Origin of the sequence: Streptacidiphilus albus JL83, assembly GCF_000744705.1 — a bacterium.
GTDB lineage: Bacteria > Actinomycetota > Actinomycetes > Streptomycetales > Streptomycetaceae > Streptacidiphilus > Streptacidiphilus albus.
Genome location: NZ_JQML01000001.1, coordinates 804737 through 825782 on the forward strand (window position 1 = coordinate 804737; position 21046 = coordinate 825782).

Below are 21046 nucleotides of genomic sequence, written 5' to 3' on the forward strand. Positions count from 1 at the left end.
TCGGTACATCTGCTGTGGTGGAGGCGTTGTCGCGAAAGCCGTGCTGAAGCGGGGGTGGGGGCCTCCCGCCTACACGTCGCTCATCGCCCGAACGAGGCTCAGCGGCCGCATGTCGGTCCACGCCTCCTCGATGAACGCGAGGCACTCGGCGCGGGTCGACTCCTCGACCGCCACCGTCCACCCGGCGGGGACGGCGATGGCTGCCGGCCACAGCGAGTACTGGCCCTCGTCGTTGACGAGAGCGACATATCGGGCGTCGGGGTCCTCGAAGGGGTTGGCCATGATGAGCCCTTTCGTCGGGTGCGCTGTTGCGGACAGGTCGGCGGTGCCGGTGATGTGGTTGCAGATGGTGAAGCGGACGGTCAGTTCGAGGCCGTGTTCGCCGACGGCCGGCAGGTGTCGGCGTGGTCGGGCGTGGGGTGGGATGCCGCGGAACGCCGACGGGAACCGCCGGGCCGCGCCAACGGAGCCGAAGCCCTTCATCGCGCGTTCCCGCCGCCTCGTCGGTCGGCGGGAGTTCTCGGCGCGGTTGTTCCAGACCCTGGTGGCACGTTCTCCCCATCGCAACGGCGTCGGGCCACAACGGCCCGCAAGTGCGCGGTACATGGCCCGACGATCTTGTGGGTTGATCGAGTCCGCGCGGACCCAGCCTCCTATGCGGTCGCCCCTCGCTCCATGGCGTTGATATGGCGTTCGTATGGCGTTACGGATCAGCTGACCCTTAGGGTCGGCCCAGGTCGTGCCGGAACCACGCGGCGGAACGCTCCGCGACGCGGCACGACAGACGGGGGTCGGAGCATGAACTTCAGCGAACTGCTGCGCAGCCATCGGTTGCGGGCCGGCTGGACCCAGGAGGAGCTGGCTGACAAGTCAGGGGTTTCCACTCACGCGATCAATGCCTTGGAGCGGGGACGACGCCTGCCGCGCTTGTCGTCGGCGGCGCGTCTGGCAGCGGCGCTGGGGCTCACTCCTGCGCAACGGGCGAAGTTCATCGCTCGGGCGGGGCAGGTGGACGATCCCGATGCCGCCCGAGTCGCTGCCGTCCCCGGAAGAGCGGTCTTCCAGCTGCCGGCCGACCTCCCGGACTTCACCGGCCGGAGCGACCACGTGGCCGCGCTCAGCTCCGCTCTGCTCCCGCCGAGTGGTGAGCAGAGCGCGGTGGCGGTGGTGCTCTCAGCCGTGACCGGCGCCGGCGGGATCGGCAAGACGAGTCTGGCGGTGCACGCGGCACACTTGATGCGGGCTCACTACCCTGACGGCCAGCTCTACGCACACCTGCGCGGTGCCAGCCAGGTCCCGGCAGAACCTGCGGACATCCTGGGCCAATTCCTCGTCGCTCTGGGAGCCGACCCCGGGACCGTTCCGAACGATGGAGAAGCGCGGGCGGCGGCCTACCGCAGCCTGCTCGCCGATCGTCGGATCCTGGTCGTCCTGGACGATGCCAGCGGGGTCTCGCAAGTCAGGCCGCTGATACCCGGCACCGCGGGCTCCGCGGTCGTCGTGACAAGCCGGGACCGGCTCGCCGGGCTGGACGGCGCCCACCGCATCACCCTCGACACCCTGAGCTCCGCCGACGCCCGCTCCCTCTTCGAGCGCATCGCCGGAGCATCGGCTGCCGCCGCCGAACCTGAGGCGACGGCCGAGGTCCTGGCTGCCTGCTGCGGATTCCCGCTGGCGATCCGCATCGCCGCGGCGCGCCTGATCACCGAGCCGACCTGGACGATCCGCACCCTGGCGGATCGTCTGACGGACCGCAGCCGCCTGCTCGACGAGCTCCAGCTCGAAGACCGGGGAGTGCGCAATACCCTTGCGGTCAGCCTCGGTGCGCTCGGCTCCCGTGAGCGGGAGGCGTTCGTACTCCTGGGTCTGTGGACCGGCGCGGACATCAGCACCCCTGCGGCAGCCGCGCTCTTCGCGGTCCACCCGGGCGAGGCGCAGCAACTGCTCGACCGTCTCGCCGACGCCCATCTGCTCGAATGCACAGGCCCGCGCCGCTACGCCGCGCATGACCTGGTGCACCTGCTCGCGGCCGAACTCGCCACCGAGGACCTGCCGCCCCGTCGGCGGCGGGAAGCGGTGGGTCGGCTGGTGACGTGGTTCCTCCACTCCGCCGACCGGGCGGTGTCGGTCACCCAGCTCCAGGCCGTCCCCATCGACCTGGGCCCGAGGGCCAGTGATGCACCGCTACCCGTGTTCGAGGACTCGGACCGGGCCAAGACCTGGTGCGAGGCCGAGCTGGCGAACCTCACCGCGGCGACGCTGCTCGCCGCCGAACACGGTCTGGACGTCGTGGCGTGGCAGCTGCCCAAGGTCCTTCGCCCCTTCTACGGACTGGTCACCCAGTGGGGCGCCTGGGAGGCCACGCACAACGCCGGCCTGGTCAGCGCACGTCGTCTGGACGACCAGCTCGCGGAGGCTCACATGACCAACGGGCTCGGGAGTCTGGCGTGGCAGAAGCGGGACCTCAACCCGGCCCTGGACCTCCACAGGCACGCGCTGGCTCTCTTCCGCCAGGCCGAGGACCGGCAGGGAGAGCTGTCCGCGCTCAACAACCTGGGCATCGACTACGCCGTCCTCGGGGACTTCGAACACGCGAGACCCATTTTCCAGGAATGCGTCGATCTCGCCCGCGCGATCGGTGATCCCTTCCCCGCAATCGTCGCCGTTCAGAACCTGGCCGAATGCGACGTCAAGCTCGGCAATCACCACGAGGCCACACGCACCTACGCCCGGTCACTCGAACTGGCCCGACAGCACGGCATTCCGACGGGCGAGGCACGGGCGCTGGCAGCCCTCGGCGAGATCCACCACCAGCTGCAGGACCTCGACGCGGCCGAGCGCTCCCTCAACGCCTCCGCAGATCTTTGGCGGGAGATCAAACACCCCTACCGCGTCGCCGACACGCTGCTGAAACTCGGGCGTGTACACCGTGACGCCGACGACCACCAAGCGGCCCGCCGAGCCTGGGAGGAAGCCCACACCGGCTTCGCCGCACTACAACTCCCAGAAGCCACTCAGGTCCTGGACCTGCTCCGCGAACTGCCGTAGGCCCTGGTCCCGTCGAAGTCGCCCTCCTGATCACGGTCACCGATCCCGGGCCGGTGGCCGAACCGATCGAGGGGGCAGCAACCTCGACAGCGGGCCGACCGGACCTTCCCACCATCCGCACCGTGGTCGGGCTGGCCTGCGCACCGTCGTGAGCCCCGGGGCACCGACCCCGCGTCAGGGCGACGAACATCAGGGCGCTGAACGCGGCGTTCATGCCCAGGCCGAAGACGAGCAGGACTGTACGCAGGTAGGGGCGACCCCACAGGAAGGAGAGCCCGGCGGCGAACTCCGCCCGGGAGAACGCCGAACGGGCGCCCGGCTCCGGTGCGGAGCGGGTCCGGACGAAGGCCAGGCAGGTGGTGGACGACAGCAGGCACACGGTCTCGCCCACGAACGGCAGCGCCGGGTGCACGGCGTACAGCATCCCGCCCGCCATCGGGCCGACCAGCCGGGCCGCGGCGCCCCTGGCCTGCATGCGCGACGACGCGGCGCCGAGCAGTTCGCCGGGTACGACCGCGCGCAGCAGCCCGAGGGCGGCGGGCCCGTACACGCCGTTGATCGCCGCGCCGACCGCGGCGGCCAACAGGATCAGGGCCAGCGGCGGCCGACCGGCGAGGACGCAGACCGCCAACCCGCCCACGACCAGGGTGCTGCCGGCGTCGCAGACGCGCATGAGCCGCCTCCGCTCGACCGTGTCGGCCAGGGCGCCCCCGGGCAGCATGGTGAACAGGAGCGCGCCGACCGAGACGCTCCCCACCACGCCGGCCTGGACGGCGGAACCGGTCTGCCGCAGCACCAGCAGGGGCAGTGCGATCGCCGACATCTGCGCCCCCAGGCCCGCCAGCAGGCCGCTGATCCAGAGCACGCGGAAGTCTCTGATGTCACCGAGCCGCATGGGAGGGGTTCCTTCCAGGTTCCGAAACAGCTCGACCGGACGGGTGGGGCGGTTCCGGCGCTCAGGCACCGGAACCGCCCCACCACTGGGCCTCGGTCAGCCCTTGCCGCCGCCGCCACCGCTGGTCTCGATGGAGCTGACGAGGCTGATGCAGGCGCTCTCCGGTGACCGGATTCCTCACCGCCGCCCGCACTCCCGCGGGCCGGCCCCACCACCCCGAGAGGAGGTGATCACCCGTGGAACTCGACCTCGACGCACTCCAGGAACTCCCCGCCGAAGAGGAACTGGCCTGCTCCTTCACGTGCACCAGGACCTGCAGCGAGTCCTGCCAGTCCAGCTGCCTGGACACCGGCGCCGCGTAGCGGCCCGGAACGGCGCGGACCCGACGGTCCGTCATTCGACCGACCAGCGACCGAGAAGGAGGTGATCGATCATGGAACTCGACCTCGACGCACTCCAGGAACTCCCCGCCGAGCACGAGTCCGCCCAGGGCTGCGTGGCGACGTGCACGCGCAGTTGCGGCGGCTCCTGCCAGTCCACCTGCCTGGACACCGGCGACATGTAGCACGCCGGTGGAACGCCGGTGTCCCGGGGCCGCGGACGGTTTCCGACCGCGGCCCCGGTCATCCCCGCCCCTCCCTCCCACGGAGGCACTCATGCCCGCCACCACCGGCGGACGGCTGCTGGCAGCTACCGCGTTGCACGCTCGCCGACGCCTGGCCCTGCTCACAGCAGCACTCGCCGTACGAGCCGCCGCCGGACTGGCGGTCCCGGTGCTCACGGCCTCGGCCGTCGACGCGGTGGTCCGGCACGGCGACCTCCGCGGCCCGGTCGCGGCGCTGGCGGCCGCGCTGACGGTCGGCGCGGCAGGCGAGGTCGTCGGGTCGCTGCTGTCGGTCTCCGTCGCCGCCGAGGCCTCCGCCTGGCTGCGCATGCGCACAGTGCGCCACCTGTTGGCGCTCGGCCCGCGCACCTCGTTGCCCGTGGGCGAGGCCGTAACCCAGATGGTCCAGGCCGCCCCCCAGGCGGCCGCTTTCCCGGCGCAGGCCGCCGGGACCGCCGTGTCGGCGCTCGGCTCCGCCGGCGCGCTCGCCGCACTGTGGCTGACCGACTGGCGCGCGGGACTGGTCTTCGCCCTCCTGTCACCGCTCTCCGCGCTGGTAGCCCGCCGGTTCGTCACCGCTGCCGGTGACGCCGACGCACGCTATCTGGCTGCCCGGATCGGGGTGGTCACCGCGCTGGTGAGCGCACTGGCCGGGGCACGCACGATCCGCGCAGCCGGCACCCTCGACGTCGAGACGCGACGCGTCCTCACCCCGCTGCCCGAACTGTCCGCGGCCGGGCACGCGATCTGGCGGATCCAGCGGGGCGCGGTCTGGAAGATCGGGCTGCTGCTGGCCCTGACCGACATCGCCGTCCTCGCCGCCGCGGGAGCGGACGTGACGGCCGGACGGCTCGCCCCCGGCGGCCTGCTCGCCGTCTACGGCTACCTGGCCCTCGCCTCCGGCCTGCTCGACCAGATCGACACGGTACTGAACCTCGCCCAGGCCCGCGCGGGCGCGGCCCGGTTGGGCGCGGTCCTGGACCTTCCGCTCCCCGTGAGCGGCCCGCGCCTTGCCCGGCCCCCAAGCGGCGCGGTCTCACTGCACGGCGTCACCGTGCGCCGGGCCGGCCGACGCGTTCTGGACCGGCTCGACCTGGAGATCCCCGACGGGGCTTCCGTGGCCCTGGTCGGCGTGACCGGATCGGGCAAGACCCTGCTCGCCGCGCTGCTGGGCCGGCTGGCCGACCCGGACGAGGGAGAGGTCCGCATCGGCGGCGTCCCCGTGCGCGAACTCGACCTGACCACACTGCACCGCACCGTCGTCTACGCCTTCGAACGCCCGGCCCTGACCGGGCGCACCCTGCACGAGGCGATCCTGTTCGGCCGCACCGACCTCCCGGACCCGGCGGCCGAGGACGCTGCCCGCGCCGCCCGGGCAGACGGCTTCATCCGCTGCCTGCCCGGGGGGTACCGGACCCCGCCCGCGCTCGCCCCGATGTCGGGCGGACAGCTCCAACGCGTCGGACTCGCCCGAGCGCTGGCCCGCCCGGCCCTCGTGCACGTCCTCGACGATGCGACCTCAGGCCTCGACACCGTCACTGAGAACCTCGTCAGCCGGGCCGTCACCGAACGGCTCGGTGACCGCACCCGACTGGTCGTCACCCACCGCCCCACCACAGCCGCCTGCTGCGATCTGGTGGCCTGGTTGCACCGCGGACGCATCCGCGCCCTCGCTCCCCACGCCGCCCTGTGGGCCGACCCCGGCTACCGGGCCGTCTTCGCCGACGCCGCCGACGCCGCCGACGCCGACCCCGCCGACGCCCACCGTACCGACGCCACCGACCTGGACACGGAGCAGCCATGCGCAGCCGACGGCCTGCGACACACCAGCTGACGACGAAGGCGGCCGCACACGGCGCCCTGGCCACACACCTCGGGCTGAGCCCGACCGCGGTCGCTCTGCTGGCGGACTCGCTGCGCGACGGCCGTCGGCCGCTGCGGCGCATCGCCGCCCTGTCCGTCGCGGAGTCGGCACCCGCCCTCGCCTCCGGCTGGGTGACCGCCGTCGCTCTCAATGACGGCTTCCTCCGAGGCCGGCCCGGCATCGGCCTCGCCTGGCTGGGTGTGCTCGCCGTCTTGTACGTGGTCCGCGCCGTCGCCGAACGCGCCGTTCTCACCTCGCTCGCCGCCGTGATCGAGCCGATGCGCGACCGTCTCACCCACCACGTCGTCCACAACACCCTGCTGCAGGCGACGACCTCCGACCAGAGCCCGGACACCGCCGGCGTGTCCCGGCTCAGCAGCCAGATCGACTCGGTGCGGGACCTGACCGGGGCGTTGCTGCGCACCGCCCGGCCGCTGGCCGTGACCCTGATCGCGGCGTCGGCCGGGCTCGCCGCACTCGATCGTCTCCTCGCCCTCCTGGTGATCGTCCCCCTGGGGGCGGCAGTCGCGGTGTTCGGCTGGTCGATGCGCCGGCTGACCGGCCTGCGCCGCGCCACGGTGCTCGCGGCGGAGGAGGTCGCCGGGCAGAGCGGTGAGGCGTTGACCTGCGCACGTGACATCACCTCACTCGGCGCTGAGGAGCAGGCGGCAGCACTCGTGGCCGAGCGGGTCGACACGGCCCGCCGCTCACTGGTCCGGGTCGGGCAGGCCTCCGCGCTGCGCACACCCGTCGTGCTCGTCGGCGGGTACGTCCCGCTGCTCGGCCTGCTGCTCGTCGGCGGGCACCTGACGGACGTCCACGCCGTCACCACCGGCGCCCTGATCGGCGCGGTCACCTACGTCTCGGGATCCGTCATCCCGGCCCTGCAGCTCATGACCGGCACAGTCAGCGGCTACTGGAGCCAGTTCGGCGTCCTGCTCAACCGGTTGGCCGAGGCCGCACCCGTGCCCACGCCGGACACGCTTCCCGGCGCACCGACCCCGAGATCAACTCCGAGATCAATTCCGAGATCAACCCCGAGGCCGACGCAGACCTCCGGGCCCTGCATCACCCCGGACATCTCCGTCGAGTCACTGACCTTCGCCTACGGCCCCGGCGCGGAGCCGGTGCTGCGCGACCTGGACCTCACCATCCCCCACGGCGACCACCTTGCGATCGTCGGCGCCAGCGGCATCGGCAAGTCCACACTCGCCCAACTCCTCGCCGGGACACGGGCGCCGACCTCCGGCGCGGTCCGGGTCGCGGGCCGCCGGATCATCGACCTCCCCGAGGAGCTCCGGCCGGGGCTGGTCGCCCTGGTCCCGCAGGAGGCGTACGTCTTTCCCGGCACGGTCCGGGACAACCTCGGCTACCTGGCCCCCCAGCTCACGGATCCCGAGCTCCTCGGCGCCGCCGAGGCCCTCGGGATGTTGCCTCTCCTGGTCCGGCTCGGCGGCCTCGACGCCTGGCTGCCCGATCCGGTCGGGACGCTCTCCAGCGGGGAGCGGCAACTCATCGCCCTCGGCCGCACCTACCTCTCCCCCGCGTCCGTGGTCGTGCTCGACGAGGCGACCTCACACCTCGACCGCGCCGCCGAGGGACGCGCGGAAGCCGCGTTCCAGCAACGCCACGGCACCCTCGTCGTCATCGCCCACCGCTCCTCCTCGGCCGCCCGCGCCCGTCGCGTCCTCCATCTCGACGGCGACCGCGCCACCCTCACCTGACCGCCGGGAACGCGTATCAACGGGCACTTCGTACGCCCCCGTGCACAGCAGGTGGTCCCCACCTGGTCCCCGGGGTCCGGGTCGGGTCTGTCCAGCGAGCGGTGGGAAGTCGATTGATGGCGTCCAGCGGGTCCGCGGTGGCGATGAACAGCGCGTGGTCGACCGTCGACCCGGCGCCGGATTTCCCCACCGGATGGATCAGTGATCCGGCACCCACCGTTGCTGCGGCAGCGGGCGGCTTCGGAAGCCGCCCGGGGTTTCGCCCACTTCGAAGGCGAAGAACTTGCCGTTGTCACGAGTCTGACGGTCAGTATCGCGGGTGCATGGGTTCAGCTCCTGTGCGGCCAGTCGACGACCGGGCGGCATCCTCCACCGAGCAGCACCGTGCCCGGATCGGAGGCGGCGTGCCGCCCCTGCATCCGTTCTCGATTCGGCAACTGGGCCCTGGCAACCATCGCTCTCCTCCGCCGCCTTGTTCTTCGTGGCCTTGGACGCGGCCTTCTTCCGTGTCGCCCTGCCCTTCACGCCGGGCGGCGAGGCGGAAACTGCGGCGGCATGGAAGGCCGTACCCGACTGTGCCGACTTCTCCACCCGTCCGGCCCCCAAGAGCGTGGCGAGGGCGCTACGAATGGCTTGTACGGCGTCCGAGGTGGAACAAGGACGCTCCCGCCAGTGCGAATTGAGCCCGGTTCGACCGCTGGGAGCCACGTTGCGGTGGTTTGGCCACCGACTCCGCCGAAGCCGAGCAGCGGACCCGCCGGCGGCAGGCCCGCTGTTGGAGCATGGTCAGCTATCCTCCGGACGAACCCAGGTCCCCCTTGGTGGTCCAGGTCCCGCCTACGCACACTGGCGGGCCGTACGTGTAGGTCTTCCCGGACGGCGTCGTCGCGATGTACTCGATGTCATCGTGGCATCCACTGGAAATACCGAGGTTGATAGCCCACGGGTTCCTCGCCCCCGGGAGCACAACGCCGGGGTTCTCGCTGACGGCCGTTGCTCCGGGCCTTCCGACAGCTAGATGACTGATCTGGACCTGCTCCTCCAGTTCGTTGTGGATGGTGAGTTGGGAACTGGGCTCGCAGGCCGTGAGCCCGAGGACCGCCAGGGCACACGCGGCCAGGGCCACCCCGGTCGACCGTGTCCACCCCCGACCGCCGACGGCGGTGGTTGTGGTGTGTTGGGGAAGCATTACGGTCCACGCACCTCGGCTTCATTGGTCTTGGTCCAAGCGGTGCCCCCGTCCACCTCGATCTTCACGTAGCGACCGGTCGCTACGAGATTGATCGCCCGGTACGTCTTGGACTGGAGGTCGGCGCTGATGGCCGGCTTGTGTATGACGTACACCAGGTGGTAGTTCACCCCGTCAGTGGACACGGAGTACCTTACCTCCGGCGGCAGGAAGACATCGTCCGGAAGGACTTGGAACCAGTTGCTGTCGATCTCGGTGACGGTGCGCTGGGTACCGAGGTCGATCAGCCTCGTCCCGTGGGCCCTGGTCCACGACGTCCGCAAGGCCGAACTCGCTCGGTGCGGACCACCCGGAAAGCCGTCCGGCACACGCTGCTACAGTCCCGGTGCACATTGATCAAGGCAGACAAGTGAAGCTGAGGTAGTAAAGAAAATGAACGCGAAGCGTATAGCCCTGATCGTCGGCGCCTTCTTCTCCGTGGCCACCCTGTCCCTGGCGAACGCCTCCTTCGCCTCCGCCGACACTGCCTCGGGCCACCTCTGGAATGCCAGCCCGTCCAGCAACGAGTGCCTGGCAGCGGCCGGTAACAAGCACGACTCCGACGTCATCATGTGGACCTGCGACGGCGAGGCCGGCCAGCAGTGGTACGCCGCCCCGCACAACAACGGCAATGCGGCCAACGACATCACCATCAAGAACGGCAACGGAGACTGTCTGGGAGTGATGGACGACTCCGAGACCGAGGGTGCTCAGGTCGTGGCCTGGAGCTGCGACCAGAACAGCGACCAGGACTGGTCGGTCCAGAGCAACACTGGTAGCACCATGGTGCTGGTCAACGAGCGGAACCCCCTCAACTGCCTGAGCGTGTCCGGGGGCTCCACCGCGAACGGTGCCAATGCGATCACCTGGAACTGCTACGACTACACGGCAGACCAGCAGTGGTCCAGCGCGGTCGGCGACAACGCCTTCGCCGACGAGCAGAGTCTTCAGAACTGACGAACGCGGACTTCTGCGAAGCCGATCGGCGTGCGTGTCCGGCGGCATCCGGCCGGTCCCGACGTTGCCCCACCGGCCGATCGAACGGAAGGTGGGGCCGCCGTCCCCCGCCATGGCCCGGGGACAGAGCCCTCGACCAGGATGAGCACCCCCGGATGGGGGTGATCACCAACAGCATTCCGGCTACGGAACAGAGCCGCTCACTGGTACAGACCGCTGCGCGGAGAGCACCGCGCGGCCCACGTAGGCGACCTGGAACAGGCCGGTTCACCTCCGCTTGCGCGGGGGTAACAGCCGGTAGCCGACGGAGTGCTCGCGCGGTTTGACGGCTATCGGTGGCGCGGCCGCCGTGGTGTCGGCCGCCCCCAGGGCCGGGGTACTGCCGGCGGCGGCACCGGGCGGCAGGACTCGGACGGTGCGCACGACGCCGTCACCGGTGTGGCGGCTGATCCGGGTGATCAGCGAGGCGGAAGTCAGGCGCAGCTGCTTCGTCGACGCGGGGAGCAGGTCCAGTCGTCCCGATTCCGGGTCGTGGGCGACCGCTTCGGCGTGCGCGACCAGGTCCGGGGCGATGGTGAATGGCGTGGGCCGGTGGACTCTGGTCAGTTAGAGATCCCACTGCTGGGTTGCGGAGCCGTTGTTGGTCCACAGGTCGACACTGGCGCCGTTGGCGGTACTGCTGCCGCGAACCTCCAGGACCAGGCCGTTGGCGTTGGTGATCCAGCCTGGATTGCTGCTGCTAAAGGTCCAGTCCATGTTCGAGCCGGCACCGCAGGTCCACTGGTCGACGGTGGCGCCGTTCCCGGACTCGTAGCCGTGGTCCTCCAGGCATTCGCCGGTGTACATGTTGATGACGTTGTAAGAGTTGGCGGTGACCGGCACGAATTCCCACAGCTGGTTCTGCCCGCCGTCACACACCTGGCTGCGGCGGCACGCGCCGCCGCGGCCGCAACGGCGGCGCCCCTCGGTCGCGTGCGGGTGAGCTGAGCCCCGCCGCTGCGTTCACCAGCCGACGGGCCGCAGGCCCCGATCGTCCCTCCCGCGGATGTGGCGCACGTGGGAGCGGTACCGGTGCTGCCCCACCAGCCACCACACCAGCCGGGCCGGGCCGGGGAGCCTGCCGAGGAAGTCCTGCCGCTCCTCCTCGGAGGCGTCCTCCAGGATCGCTCCCAGCGCCAGCAGTCTCTTGCTGCGGGGCGTCGCGGCCAGACCACGCGCTCCGACCTCCCACCACTCCGCCGCACCGATATGACGCTCGACCAACGGCATGACCACGCTCTCCTCCTCGTCCAGATGGGCGCAGAGGGTCCGGTGGTGCTCGACGAGAGCCTGGACCACCTCCCCCCGTCCTGCCACGGAGGCCGTCGACAGCCAGTCGACCAGCAGGACCTCCACCCGCTCCAACCCGAGGCCGAGTGCCTGGTGCTGTTCCACCATCCGCTGTACCCGCGCCGCGTCCGGCTCCATCCGGGTCAGCAGCTTCGGCCAGAGCAGCTCGTCCTCGTGGGAGTGGTGCAGATGCAACCCCAGCTGGTAGCTGCGCCAGGCCTCGGCCAGCACGGCGGCGCGCCGGACATCCCCCTCCGCGACCGCCGCGACCAGCTTCGGCATCAGTGCGGACTCACGCCGGAAGATCCGGTGGATCATCTTCATCTCTCGCGTGAACGGATGGGTGTCGGTCGGGGCAGCGTTCGGCTGTGCGTGGAATGACATGCAGGCCAGTGTGCGAACGCCACTGGCAGACGACTTGGAACCGCTTGGCACCGGCTTGGAGCGGCCGCCCGCTGCCCGACAACTGGGGCGGGTCCCCTGGACCTCACCGACCCGTTGCTGGGCTCCGAAGACAGTAGATCAAGTCTGGTCGGAGACGTCGGCGAAACGGCGGTCAATCGGCCGGACGCCGCCTCCGGGATTCACGGATGCGTACTCGGCGTTGACCGGCGACGGTCCTCGACGGGACAACGCTCCGAGACACACGCCTCCGGGCGTCTCTCACGAGTGAGTGGCCAGTGGAGGGTGAAGGGGATTCCGACGACTTGGGATGCAGCTTCTCCAGTTCGGCGGCCAAGAGGGGGCCGGCTTTCTGGAGGAGGCCGTCGATGTCCTTCTTGGTCGGCACATTGACGCTGAGTCGAAGCACGGTGGCGAAGACCTGCATGACGATCGCGACAGCAATGCCGTACACCGTCATGGCCGCGAGCAGTCCACTCGGCTTGTGGCTTGTGGTCGCCAGCCACATCAAGATCCCGATCTGGGACACGGCCAGGACCAGGAGGGTGACCGCCCAGACGAGACCGACGACCAGGTAGGCCTTCGCCCGCAGGTTCCCGACAAGAGTCTTGAGGGCCAACTTCGGTGTCAGCACCGCAGCATGCGCAGCCTGAAGCCGCCGCTTCTTCTCCTCCTCGTCCATCTCCGGTTCGAGCCGGGCGCGCTCCAAGATGTCGGCGGCCACCTTCGCTGAGACCGTCAGGTCCCCCACCAACCTGAGGTCGCGCGTCTTCTGCTCGAACTCACGGGCTTCGGTAATTGCCGCCAGCAGGATGACCGGGATCACCACGCCTGCCGTCAACGCGAAGTTGTCGGTTATGACCATTGCCGCAGTCTGCCACCGCCCGGTCCGTCAGGGCGACTTGCTTGCACGCTCCGTCTCGGGGGCGAGTCAACAGCCGGCGGAGGGCTTGTGTCGAAGTCGGAGACACTGACCGAGGCGAAGGAACACGCCTGAAGGCGCGAATCCCACCTGCAGTCACAGTCGCCTCGAACACGGCGAAGCACACGGGCCACACCCTCAGCCGCCGCCGGACTCAAACCTGCCGCCACCCGCGAGGGACATCGACGCGACCACTCTCATCCGGCACCCACGGCTGGTGCGGCAGCTGGCGGCTTCGGAAGCCGCCCGGGGTATCGCCCACTTCGCGGGCGAAGAACTTGCCGAAGTTGGTGGCCTCGGTGAAGCCGAGCGAGCGGCCGATCGCGGCCACCGGCAGGTCGGTGTGGGCGAGCAGCCGCTGCGCCTGCAGGGCGACCCGGGCGTCGGCGAGCTGCTTGGCGCTGCGGCCGGTGGCCGCCAGGCACGCCCGGGTCAGGGTCCGGGCCGAGTAGCCGAGCCGCGCCGCGTAGTCCTCGACGGAGCGGGTGCTGGCGAAGGTGCGCTCCAGCTCGCGCCGGAAGGCGAGGTGGAGCTCCGCCCCGGGCGCGGCGGGGACCGGGCTGCCGGCCGGGTCGCCGAGGCGCGCCATCCGGACCAGCAGCGCACCGAGCAGCTGGCGCAGCAGCACACCGGTCAACTCGGCGTCGGCGTCCCGGGTCCGGCCGTCCCGCAACACCGCGTACTCCGCCGCCAGCTCCAGCGCCGCGCGTTCGAAGGCCTCGCACTCCCCCGGCGGCAGCGACCATGCCACCGGCCCGAACCCGTCGAGCACCTCGCGGGTCACCGGCAGCGGCGGCGGGAAGTCGGCGGTGAACAGCAGCAGGACGGCGTCGAGCTCGGCCGGCCGGCCGGCCGCGGCGGAGGGCAGCCGCTGCACCTGACCGGGCCGCAGGTGCAGCAGCGTGCCCCGGGTGCACGGATGGTCGACGAAATCGACCATCGCGGTTCCCTCGCCACCGCGCACCAGCATGATCTGGTGGAAGTCCAGTCGGCTCGGCCGTCGGGCCACCGAACTCTTCAGTCGCAGCTTCAACGCGTCGAAGGTCAGCACCTCGACGCCGGTGTGCCACCGGTCGGGGTTCTCATAGGCGATGTCGATGACGTCGCGCTGTCCACTTTCGACCATCTCAGGTCAGGACTCTACCTCGTCCGGAGGGCAGCCCCGGAGGCATCGTGGAGTCACGGCGGAACCGCCGTCACCACCGTCTCCCCGTTCCGAAGTGAGGACCCATCACCATGTCCCCTGCTGTCACCGACCCCGCCGCCCTGCCGGTCCTGTTCCAGAACGCCCTGAACGCCGGCGACGTCGACGGCGTGCTGGCCCTGTTCGCCCCAGGCGCGGGCATGCGCACGGTGTCCGGCGAGCAGATCGCCGGCGCCGAGGAGCTTCGTACGGAGATCGCCGGAACCGTCGCCGCCCACGGCCGGTTGACCAATGCCTCCCGGCACACCCTCGTCGGCGCGGAGACCGCGCTCCTGGTCACCGACTGGACCATGGAGATCGACGGCCCCGGCGGCGAACGCATCGCCCCGACCGGCACCACCGCCAACATCGCTCACCGCGACGCGGCGGGCTCCTGGCGCTTCACCCTGCTCAACCCCCTCGGCACCGCCTGATCCCGGGCCCTGAGGTTCCGTCAGCAGCGTCCAGGCCGGCCCGTTGCGGGCCGGCCTGGACGGGGTGACCCGGTGAATCAGGCCGTGGCGGTGGATCAGGCCAGGTCGTACCGGTCCAGCTCCATCACCTTGGACCAGGCCTCGGCGAAGCTGTTCACGAACTTCTCCTTGGCGTCGTCGCTCGCGTAGACCTCCGCGAGCGCGCGGAGCTCGGAGTTGGAGCCGAAGACCAGGTCGACCCGGCTGGCGGTCCACTTGACCTCGCCGGTGGCGGCGTCGCGGCCCTCGAAGGTGCCGGCGTCCTCGGACGTCGGCTCCCAGGTCGTGCCCATGTCGAGCAGGTTGACGAAGAAGTCGTTGGTCAGCGCACCGGGGGTGGCGGTGAGCACGCCCAGCGGCGACTGCTGGCTGTTGGCGCCCAGCACCCGCAGGCCGCCGACCAGCACCGTGGTCTCCGGGGCGCTCAGGTTCAGCAGGTTGGCCTTGTCGATCAGCAGGTACTCGGCCGAGAGCCGGTTGCCCTTGCCGAGGTAGTTGCGGAACCCGTCGGCGGTCGGCTCCAGCGCGGAGAAGGACTCCACGTCGGTCTGCTCCTGCGTCGCGTCGCCGCGGCCCGGCGTGAAGCGGACCTCGACCTCGACACCGGCGTCCTTCGCGGCCTTCTCGACCGCAGCGCCGCCGGCCAGCACGATCAGGTCGGCCAGCGAGACGGCCTTGCCACCGCTCTGGGCGGCGTTGAACGCCGTCTGGATGCCCTCCAGCGTGCGCAGCACCGTCGCCAGCTGGTCGGGGTCGTTGGCCTCCCAGCCGCGCTGCGGCTCCAGCCGGATGCGCGCGCCGTTGGCGCCGCCGCGCTTGTCGCTGCCGCGGAAGGAGGAGGCCGCCCCCCAGGCGGTGGAGACGAGCTGGGACACCGTCAGACCCGAGGCGAGGACCTGGGCCTTGAGCGCGGCGACGTCCGCGGCGTCGACGAGCTCGTGGGTGACCGCGGGGATCGGGTCCTGCCAGATCAGCGCCTCGGCCGGGACCTCCGGGCCGAGGTAGCGGGCGATCGGGCCCATGTCGCGGTGGGTCAGCTTGTACCAGGCGCGGGCGAAGGCGTCGGCGAACTCGGCGGGGTTCTCGTGGAAGCGCCGGGAGATCGGCTCGTAGGCCGGGTCGATGCGCAGCGAGAGGTCGGTGGTCAGCATGGTCGGGGCCACGCGCTTCGACGGGTCGTGGGCGTCCGGGACGGTGCCGGCCCCGGCGCCGTCCTTCGGCCGCCACTGGAAGGCGCCGGCCGGGCTCTTGAACAGCTCCCACTCGTAGCCGAAGAGGATGTTGAAGAAGCTGTTGTCCCAGGTGACCGGGGTGTCGGTCCAGATGCCCTCAAGGCCGCTGGTGATCGCGTCGCCGCCCTTGCCGGTGCCGAAGCTGTTCTTCCAGCCGAGGCCCATCTCCTCCAGCGGGGCACCCTCGGGAGCGTCCCCGACATTGTCGGCCGGGCCCGCGCCGTGGGTCTTGCCGAAGGTGTGGCCGCCGGCGATCAGGGCGACCGTCTCCTCGTCGTTCATCGCCATCCGGCGGAAGGTCTCACGGATGTCGCGGGCCGCGGCGAGCGGGTCCGGATTGCCGTTCGGGCCCTCCGGGTTGACGTAGATCAGGCCCATCTGGACCGCGCCGAGGGGCTCCTCCAGGTGGCGGTCGCCGGTGTAGCGCTCGTCGCCGAGCCAGGTGGTCTCCGGGCCCCAGTACACGTCCGCGTCGGGCTCCCAGGCGTCCACCCGGCCGCCGGCGAAGCCGAAGGTCTCGAAGCCCATCGACTCCAGCGCGACATTGCCGGTGAGGATCATCAGGTCGGCCCAGGACAGGCTGCGGCCGTACTTCTTCTTGACCGGCCACAGCAGCCGCCGGGCCTTGTCCAGGTTGCCGTTGTCCGGCCAGCTGTTGAGCGGGGCGAAGCGCTGCTGGCCGGTGCCGCCGCCACCGCGGCCGTCGCTGATCCGGTAGGTGCCGGCGCTGTGCCAGGCCATCCGGATCATCAGCGGGCCGTAGTTGCCGAAGTCGGCCGGCCACCAGTCCTGCGAGTCCGTCAGCACCTCGGCGATGTCCCGCTTCACGGCCGCCAGGTCGAGGCTGTTGAACGCCTCGGCATAGTCGAAGTCCTCGCCGAGCGGGTTGGCCACCGCGGGGTTCTTGGCCAGGATCTTCAGGTTGAGCCGCTCGGGCCACCACTGGGAGAGTCCGCCGCCCTGGACCGGGTACAGCGCACGACCGTGCGCCACCGGGCAGCCTCCCGCGCCCTCCGACTTCGCGTCTACGACGATTGCATCATTGTTCTCAGACATGGGAACCCTTCCGGACTGGGCGAATCACGGTGCTCAGGAACTGCGGACGGTGGAACGGTCGGGACTCGGGCGGCGGGCCGGGCCGATACGCGTTCAACGTAGGGGACGACGGCGCACGACGGTCAGACGACGCGGTGGTGCTCCTCGGCGTGTCCATCGAACCGGGCGGGCTGCCGAGCTGTTCGATGGTGCTCGGGAGGAGGGCCCAGGACGGACGGCGGGCAGGCCCGACCCGGCCGCGCAGGGCCTCGCGGTGGTCGCTCACGTCTCACTTCTCTCGTCTCCCGTCGTGCCGGCGTCTCCCTGACCATTGGCTATGACCGGAACCGATCCTATGATGGACAGAGTCCAAGTCAAGAAGCAACTCAAACCCATACCTGATCAGGACCCGGACATCTGTTGGCCACCTTCGGCCTTCCCACGAACTGAAGCTGGTGAACCGATATGAGTGACCTGCTGGATCGACTGCGGGCACGCGGCTGGCGGATGACGTCCCAGCGCCGCGTCGTCGCCGAGGTTCTCGAAGGCGACCATGTGCATCTGACCGCCGAGGAGGTGCACGCCCGCGCGGCGGAGCGGCTGCCGGAGATCTCCCGGGCGACCGCCTACAACACCCTGCGCGAGCTGGTCTCCCTGGGCGAGGTCATCGAGGTCACCACCAACGGCCGGGCCAAGCGCTACGACCCCAACGCCCACCGGCCGCACCAGCACCTGGCCTGCGACGACTGCGGCACCATCCGCGACGTCCACCCGACCGGCGACCCGCTGGCCGAGCTCGCCGAGACGGAGCGCTTCGGCTTCACCGTCGCCAAGGCCGAGGTCACCTACCGCGGGCTCTGCCCCTCCTGCGCGGATCGCGCGGAGCAGCCCGGCACCCCCTGACACCGCCCGGTGCCACCCCGCACCGCCCGGCGTCCCGCCGATTTCGACACCCCGGTTTCGATGGACATGGCAGCCGTCTCGTCCTAACTTAACGAATGTTCGAAATCCTGGGTCAGGGAGTGAGCTGATGAGCCCCGAGGTGTTGACGGAGTTCGGCGACGGCGTGGCCGTGATCACCATCAACCGGCCGCAGGCCCGGAACGCGGTCAACCGGGCCGTCGCCGAGGGGGTCGCCGCGGCGTTGGACGAGCTGGACTCCCGGGACGACCTGGTGGTGGGTCTGATCACCGGCGCGGGCGGGTCCTTCAGCGCGGGAATGGACCTCAAGGCCTTCCTGGCCGGTGAACTGCCGGTGGTCGAGGGCCGGGGCCTGTGCGGGTTCACCGAGGCGCCGCCGCTCAAGCCGTTGATCGCGGCCGTCGAGGGCCACGCGCTGGCCGGCGGCTGCGAGATCGCGCTCGCCTGCGATCTGATCGTCGCGGCCGAGGACGCCCGCTTCGGCCTGCCCGAGGCCCGGCGCGGACTGGTCGCCGCCGGGGGCGGGCTGCTCCGGCTGCCGCAGCGCGTCCCCTACCAGGTCGCCATGGAGCTCGCCCTCACCGGCGGCGTGCTGGAGGCCCCGCGCGCCCACGCCCTGGGCCTGGTCAACCGGCTGGCGCCGAAGGGCGGCGCGCTGGACGCCGCGCGCGGGCTGGCCGCCGAGATCGCCGCCAACGGTCCGCTCGCGGTCCGCGCCACCAAGCAGATCCTCAGCGAGGCGCCGGGCTGGCCCCAGGACGAGCGGTGGGACCGGCAGCGGAAGATCATCGAGCCGGTGTTCGCCTCCGCCGACGCCGCCGAGGGCTCGCGCGCCTTCGCCGAGAAGCGCGCCCCGCGCTGGACCGGACGATGAGCGCCGACCGGACGGCGCGCGCGGACGGGACGGCGCGCGCCGCCGGGTCAGGCCCGCTGGCCGGGCTGACCGTCGTCGAACTGGGTGGGATAGGCCCCGGGCCGTTCTGCGGGATGCTGCTGGCCGACCTCGGCGCGGAGGTGGTCCGCATCGACCGGCCCGCCCAGGCCGGCCGGGCCGCCGCCCCCGCCATGCTGCAGCGCGGACGGCGCTCCGCCGCCGTGGACCTCAAGCGCCCGCAGGGCGCGCAGGCCGTGCTCCGCCTGATCGGGCGCGCCGACGCGGTCCTGGAGGGCTTCCGCCCCGGCGTCGCCGAACGCCTCGGGCTGGGCCCCGAGGACTGTCTGGCCCGCAATCCGCGCCTGGTCTACGGCCGGATGACCGGCTGGGGCCAGCACGGCCCCGAGGCCCAGCAGCCCGGCCACGACATCAACTACATCGCCCTCACCGGCGCCCTCCACGCGATCGGACCGGCCGACGGCGACCCGGTCGTCCCGCTGAACCTGGTCGGCGACTTCGGCGGCGGCGGCATGCTGCTCGCCTTCGGCATGGTCGCCGCCCTGCTGCGGGTCGCCCGGGGCGGGGCCGGGCAGGTGGTGGACGCCGCGATGACCGACGGCTCGGCCCTGCTGATGTCCATGGCCTACGGCTTCCTCGGCATGGGCGCCTGGCAGGACGGACGCGGGGCCAACCTGCTCGACGGCGGCGCGCCCTTCTACGGGGTGTACCGCTGCGCCGACGGCGGCCATGTCGCCCTGGGCTCCCTCGAACCCCCCTTCTACGCCGCGCTGCTGGCCGGGCTCGGACTGGCCGACGACCCCGACTTCGCCGCCCAGCACGACCGGGGCCGATGGCCGGCCATGCGCGCCAAGCTCGGCGCCGCCTTCGCCGCCGCCGACCGCGACCACTGGGCCGAGCACTTCGCCGGGACCCCGGCCTGCGTCACCCCGGTGCTCTCGCTCACCGAGGCGCCGCAGCACCCGCACAACGTCGCCCGGTCCACCTTCGTCCCCGGTCCCGGCGGCGCGCCGATGCCCGCCCCCGCGCCCAGGTTCAGCGGCACCCCGCCGGCGAGCCGAGGGACGCGCCCGTCACCGGCGCGGACACCGACGAGCTGCTGGCCGAGGCCGGCCTGCCCGCCGAGGAGATCGCGGCGCTCCGCGCGCAGGGGGTCATCGGTTGACCCCGAGCACGCCGCCGGGGCCCCGGCCCCGACGTCGGTCCCGGCCCCACCCCGACCACCGCCCGGTCATGTCCAGCCACCCTGCCAACCACGGGAGTTGAGATCCATGCAGATCGACGGAGCAGCAGCAGTCGTCACCGGCGGAGCCTCCGGCCTGGGCCGCGCCACCGCCGCCCGGCTGATCGCCCTCGGCGCCCACGTCGTCCTGCTCGACCTGCCCACCTCGGCCGGCGAAGCCACTGCCAAGGAGCTCGGCGAGCGCGCCCACTTCGTCCCCGGCGACGTCCGCAGCGCGGAGGACGCCGGCCGTGCGGTCGCCACCGCCGCGGCGCACGGCCCGCTCCGGGCGACCGTCAACTGCGCGGGCCTGGGCAGCGCCGGACGCACCGTCGGCCGGGACGGGACGCCGTACCCGCTGGAGGAATTCAGCCGGGTGGTGGAGATCAACCTGATCGGCACCTTCAACGTGCTGCGGCTCGCCGCCGCCGAGATGGCCAGGACCGAGCCGGTGGACGGACAGCGCGGCGTCATCGTCAACACCGCCTCGGTCGCGGCCTTCGACGGCCAGATCGGGCAGTGCGCCTACTCGGCCTCCAAGGCCGGGATCGCCGGGATGACCCTGCCGATCGCCCGCGACCTGGCCGCCTCCGGCATCCGGGTGCTGACCATCGCCCCCGGGCTGTTCGACACCCCGCTGCTCGGCCGGCTCCCGCAGGAGGCCCGCGACTCGCTCGGCAAGCAGGTCCCGCACCCGGCGCGGCTCGGCCGCCCCGAGGAGTACGCCGACCTGGTCGCCGCGATCGTCGGCAACGACTACCTCAACGGCGAGGTGATCCGCCTCGACGGCGCGATCCGCATGGCCCCGCGCTAGTCCTGCCGTTCGGCAGTGCGCCCCGGTCGCCCACGGTGCGGCGGCCGGGGCGCGGTCGCGCCGCCGGAGTGCGGTCCGCGTCGGCCATCTGCCCGGATCGCTCAATTGCCGGAGCGGGTGGACCCGATCACCGTGCCGTGGCCCCGCTTTTCCGTCGGAAAAAAAGGTCTTGAAATCCTGCGTGAACGCCAGTGCCTCATCGATTTCCGGCGGCACGAACCGGCCAGTTGCAAAAAGGGCGCGTTCCGCGGCGGCACGTCCGCACAATGGCGGCGCCACCCTCCTTCGGCGCGATCTTCCC

Annotated in this window: 18 protein-coding genes and 1 pseudogene; 10 read left to right on the forward strand and 9 right to left on the reverse strand. The window is 71.5% G+C overall.

Annotated features, from left to right (window positions below):
• Positions 1–69: 69 nt before the first annotated feature.
• On the reverse strand, positions 70–282 hold the full coding sequence (locus tag BS75_RS03685) for an MbtH family protein (RefSeq protein WP_034092343.1): 213 nt from the start codon (positions 280–282) through the stop codon (positions 70–72).
• Positions 283–798: 516 nt separating this feature from the next.
• Between BS75_RS03685 and BS75_RS03690 the strand changes: the two are divergent.
• A pseudogene (locus BS75_RS03690) lies at positions 799–2919 on the forward strand (tetratricopeptide repeat protein); the annotation flags it as partial.
• Here BS75_RS03690 and BS75_RS49900 read toward each other — a convergent pair.
• Positions 2876–3943: an MFS transporter gene (locus BS75_RS49900; RefSeq protein ID WP_081982078.1), complete on the reverse strand. Its 1068-nt coding sequence runs from the start codon at positions 3941–3943 to the stop codon at positions 2876–2878. The pseudogene BS75_RS03690 and the gene BS75_RS49900 overlap by 44 nt on opposite strands.
• Positions 3944–4179: 236 nt before the next feature.
• Between BS75_RS49900 and BS75_RS49100 the strand changes: the two genes are divergently transcribed.
• From BS75_RS49100 to BS75_RS03700, 4 genes are all read left to right on the forward strand, one after another.
• Positions 4180–4305, forward strand: a complete 126-nt coding sequence (locus BS75_RS49100; RefSeq protein WP_197091893.1) for an ALQxL family class IV lanthipeptide — start codon at positions 4180–4182, stop codon at positions 4303–4305.
• 71 nt (positions 4306–4376) lie between these two features.
• Positions 4377–4508, forward strand: coding sequence for an ALQxL family class IV lanthipeptide (locus BS75_RS49105; protein ID WP_197091894.1), 132 nt, complete (start codon positions 4377–4379; stop codon positions 4506–4508).
• 91 nt (positions 4509–4599) lie between these two features.
• Positions 4600–6381 (forward strand): ATP-binding cassette domain-containing protein, encoded by a 1782-nt coding sequence (locus BS75_RS03695; RefSeq protein WP_052069148.1) that lies wholly within the window; start codon positions 4600–4602, stop codon positions 6379–6381.
• Complete coding sequence (locus BS75_RS03700; protein ID WP_052069149.1) at positions 6348–8135, forward strand: ATP-binding cassette domain-containing protein; 1788 nt, start codon at positions 6348–6350, stop codon at positions 8133–8135. The genes BS75_RS03695 and BS75_RS03700 overlap by 34 nt, the downstream gene beginning before the upstream one ends.
• A gap of 1188 nt (positions 8136–9323) precedes the next feature.
• Here the strand turns inward: BS75_RS03700 and BS75_RS03710 are convergent.
• A complete protein-coding gene (locus BS75_RS03710) occupies positions 9324–9647 on the reverse strand; it encodes a hypothetical protein (RefSeq protein WP_034087167.1) in 324 nt (107 codons plus the stop codon).
• A 109-nt stretch (positions 9648–9756) separates the two neighbouring features.
• Between BS75_RS03710 and BS75_RS03715 the strand changes: the two genes are divergently transcribed.
• Entirely contained in the window at positions 9757–10320 is a 564-nt protein-coding gene (locus tag BS75_RS03715) for an RICIN domain-containing protein (RefSeq protein ID WP_034087168.1), read from the forward strand.
• A 267-nt stretch (positions 10321–10587) separates the two neighbouring features.
• On the opposite strand, the gene BS75_RS47775 is transcribed toward BS75_RS03715, so the two are convergent.
• The 5 genes from BS75_RS47775 to BS75_RS03735 all read right to left on the reverse strand — a co-directional run bounded on the left by BS75_RS47775 (position 10588) and on the right by BS75_RS03735 (position 14099).
• Positions 10588–10743, reverse strand: coding sequence for a hypothetical protein (locus BS75_RS47775; protein ID WP_156164203.1), 156 nt, complete (start codon positions 10741–10743; stop codon positions 10588–10590).
• Between the two features lie 183 nt (positions 10744–10926).
• Positions 10927–11238 carry an RICIN domain-containing protein gene (locus BS75_RS03720; protein ID WP_034087169.1) on the reverse strand — a complete coding sequence of 104 codons (312 nt, stop codon included), beginning with the start codon at positions 11236–11238 and terminating at the stop codon, positions 10927–10929.
• Between the two features lie 84 nt (positions 11239–11322).
• On the reverse strand, positions 11323–12033 hold the full coding sequence (locus BS75_RS03725; protein ID WP_034087170.1) for a hemerythrin domain-containing protein: 711 nt from the start codon (positions 12031–12033) through the stop codon (positions 11323–11325).
• Between the two features lie 172 nt (positions 12034–12205).
• Positions 12206–12916, reverse strand: coding sequence for a hypothetical protein (locus tag BS75_RS03730; RefSeq protein ID WP_034087171.1), 711 nt, complete (start codon positions 12914–12916; stop codon positions 12206–12208).
• Between the two features lie 211 nt (positions 12917–13127).
• Positions 13128–14099, reverse strand: coding sequence for a helix-turn-helix domain-containing protein (locus tag BS75_RS03735; protein ID WP_052069150.1), 972 nt, complete (start codon positions 14097–14099; stop codon positions 13128–13130).
• Between the two features lie 110 nt (positions 14100–14209).
• Here BS75_RS03735 and BS75_RS03740 point away from each other — a divergent pair, with 110 nt between their 5' ends.
• Positions 14210–14590 (forward strand): YybH family protein, encoded by a 381-nt coding sequence (locus BS75_RS03740; protein WP_034087172.1) that lies wholly within the window; start codon positions 14210–14212, stop codon positions 14588–14590.
• A gap of 95 nt (positions 14591–14685) precedes the next feature.
• On the opposite strand, the gene katG is transcribed toward BS75_RS03740, so the two are convergent.
• Positions 14686–16917 carry a catalase/peroxidase HPI gene (gene katG, locus BS75_RS03745; RefSeq protein ID WP_034087173.1) on the reverse strand — a complete coding sequence of 744 codons (2232 nt, stop codon included), beginning with the start codon at positions 16915–16917 and terminating at the stop codon, positions 14686–14688.
• Positions 16918–17361: 444 nt separating this feature from the next.
• On the opposite strand from katG, the gene BS75_RS03750 reads away from it, so the two are divergent.
• The 3 genes from BS75_RS03750 (at position 17362) to BS75_RS51855 (ending at position 20745) form a co-directional block, all read left to right on the forward strand.
• Positions 17362–17799, forward strand: coding sequence for a Fur family transcriptional regulator (locus tag BS75_RS03750; RefSeq protein WP_034087174.1), 438 nt, complete (start codon positions 17362–17364; stop codon positions 17797–17799).
• A gap of 127 nt (positions 17800–17926) precedes the next feature.
• Positions 17927–18691 carry a crotonase/enoyl-CoA hydratase family protein gene (locus BS75_RS03755; RefSeq protein ID WP_034087175.1) on the forward strand — a complete coding sequence of 255 codons (765 nt, stop codon included), beginning with the start codon at positions 17927–17929 and terminating at the stop codon, positions 18689–18691.
• Positions 18688–20745, forward strand: coding sequence for an SDR family NAD(P)-dependent oxidoreductase (locus tag BS75_RS51855; RefSeq protein WP_197091895.1), 2058 nt, complete (start codon positions 18688–18690; stop codon positions 20743–20745). The genes BS75_RS03755 and BS75_RS51855 overlap by 4 nt, the downstream gene beginning before the upstream one ends.
• Positions 20746–21046 lie beyond the last annotated feature (301 nt).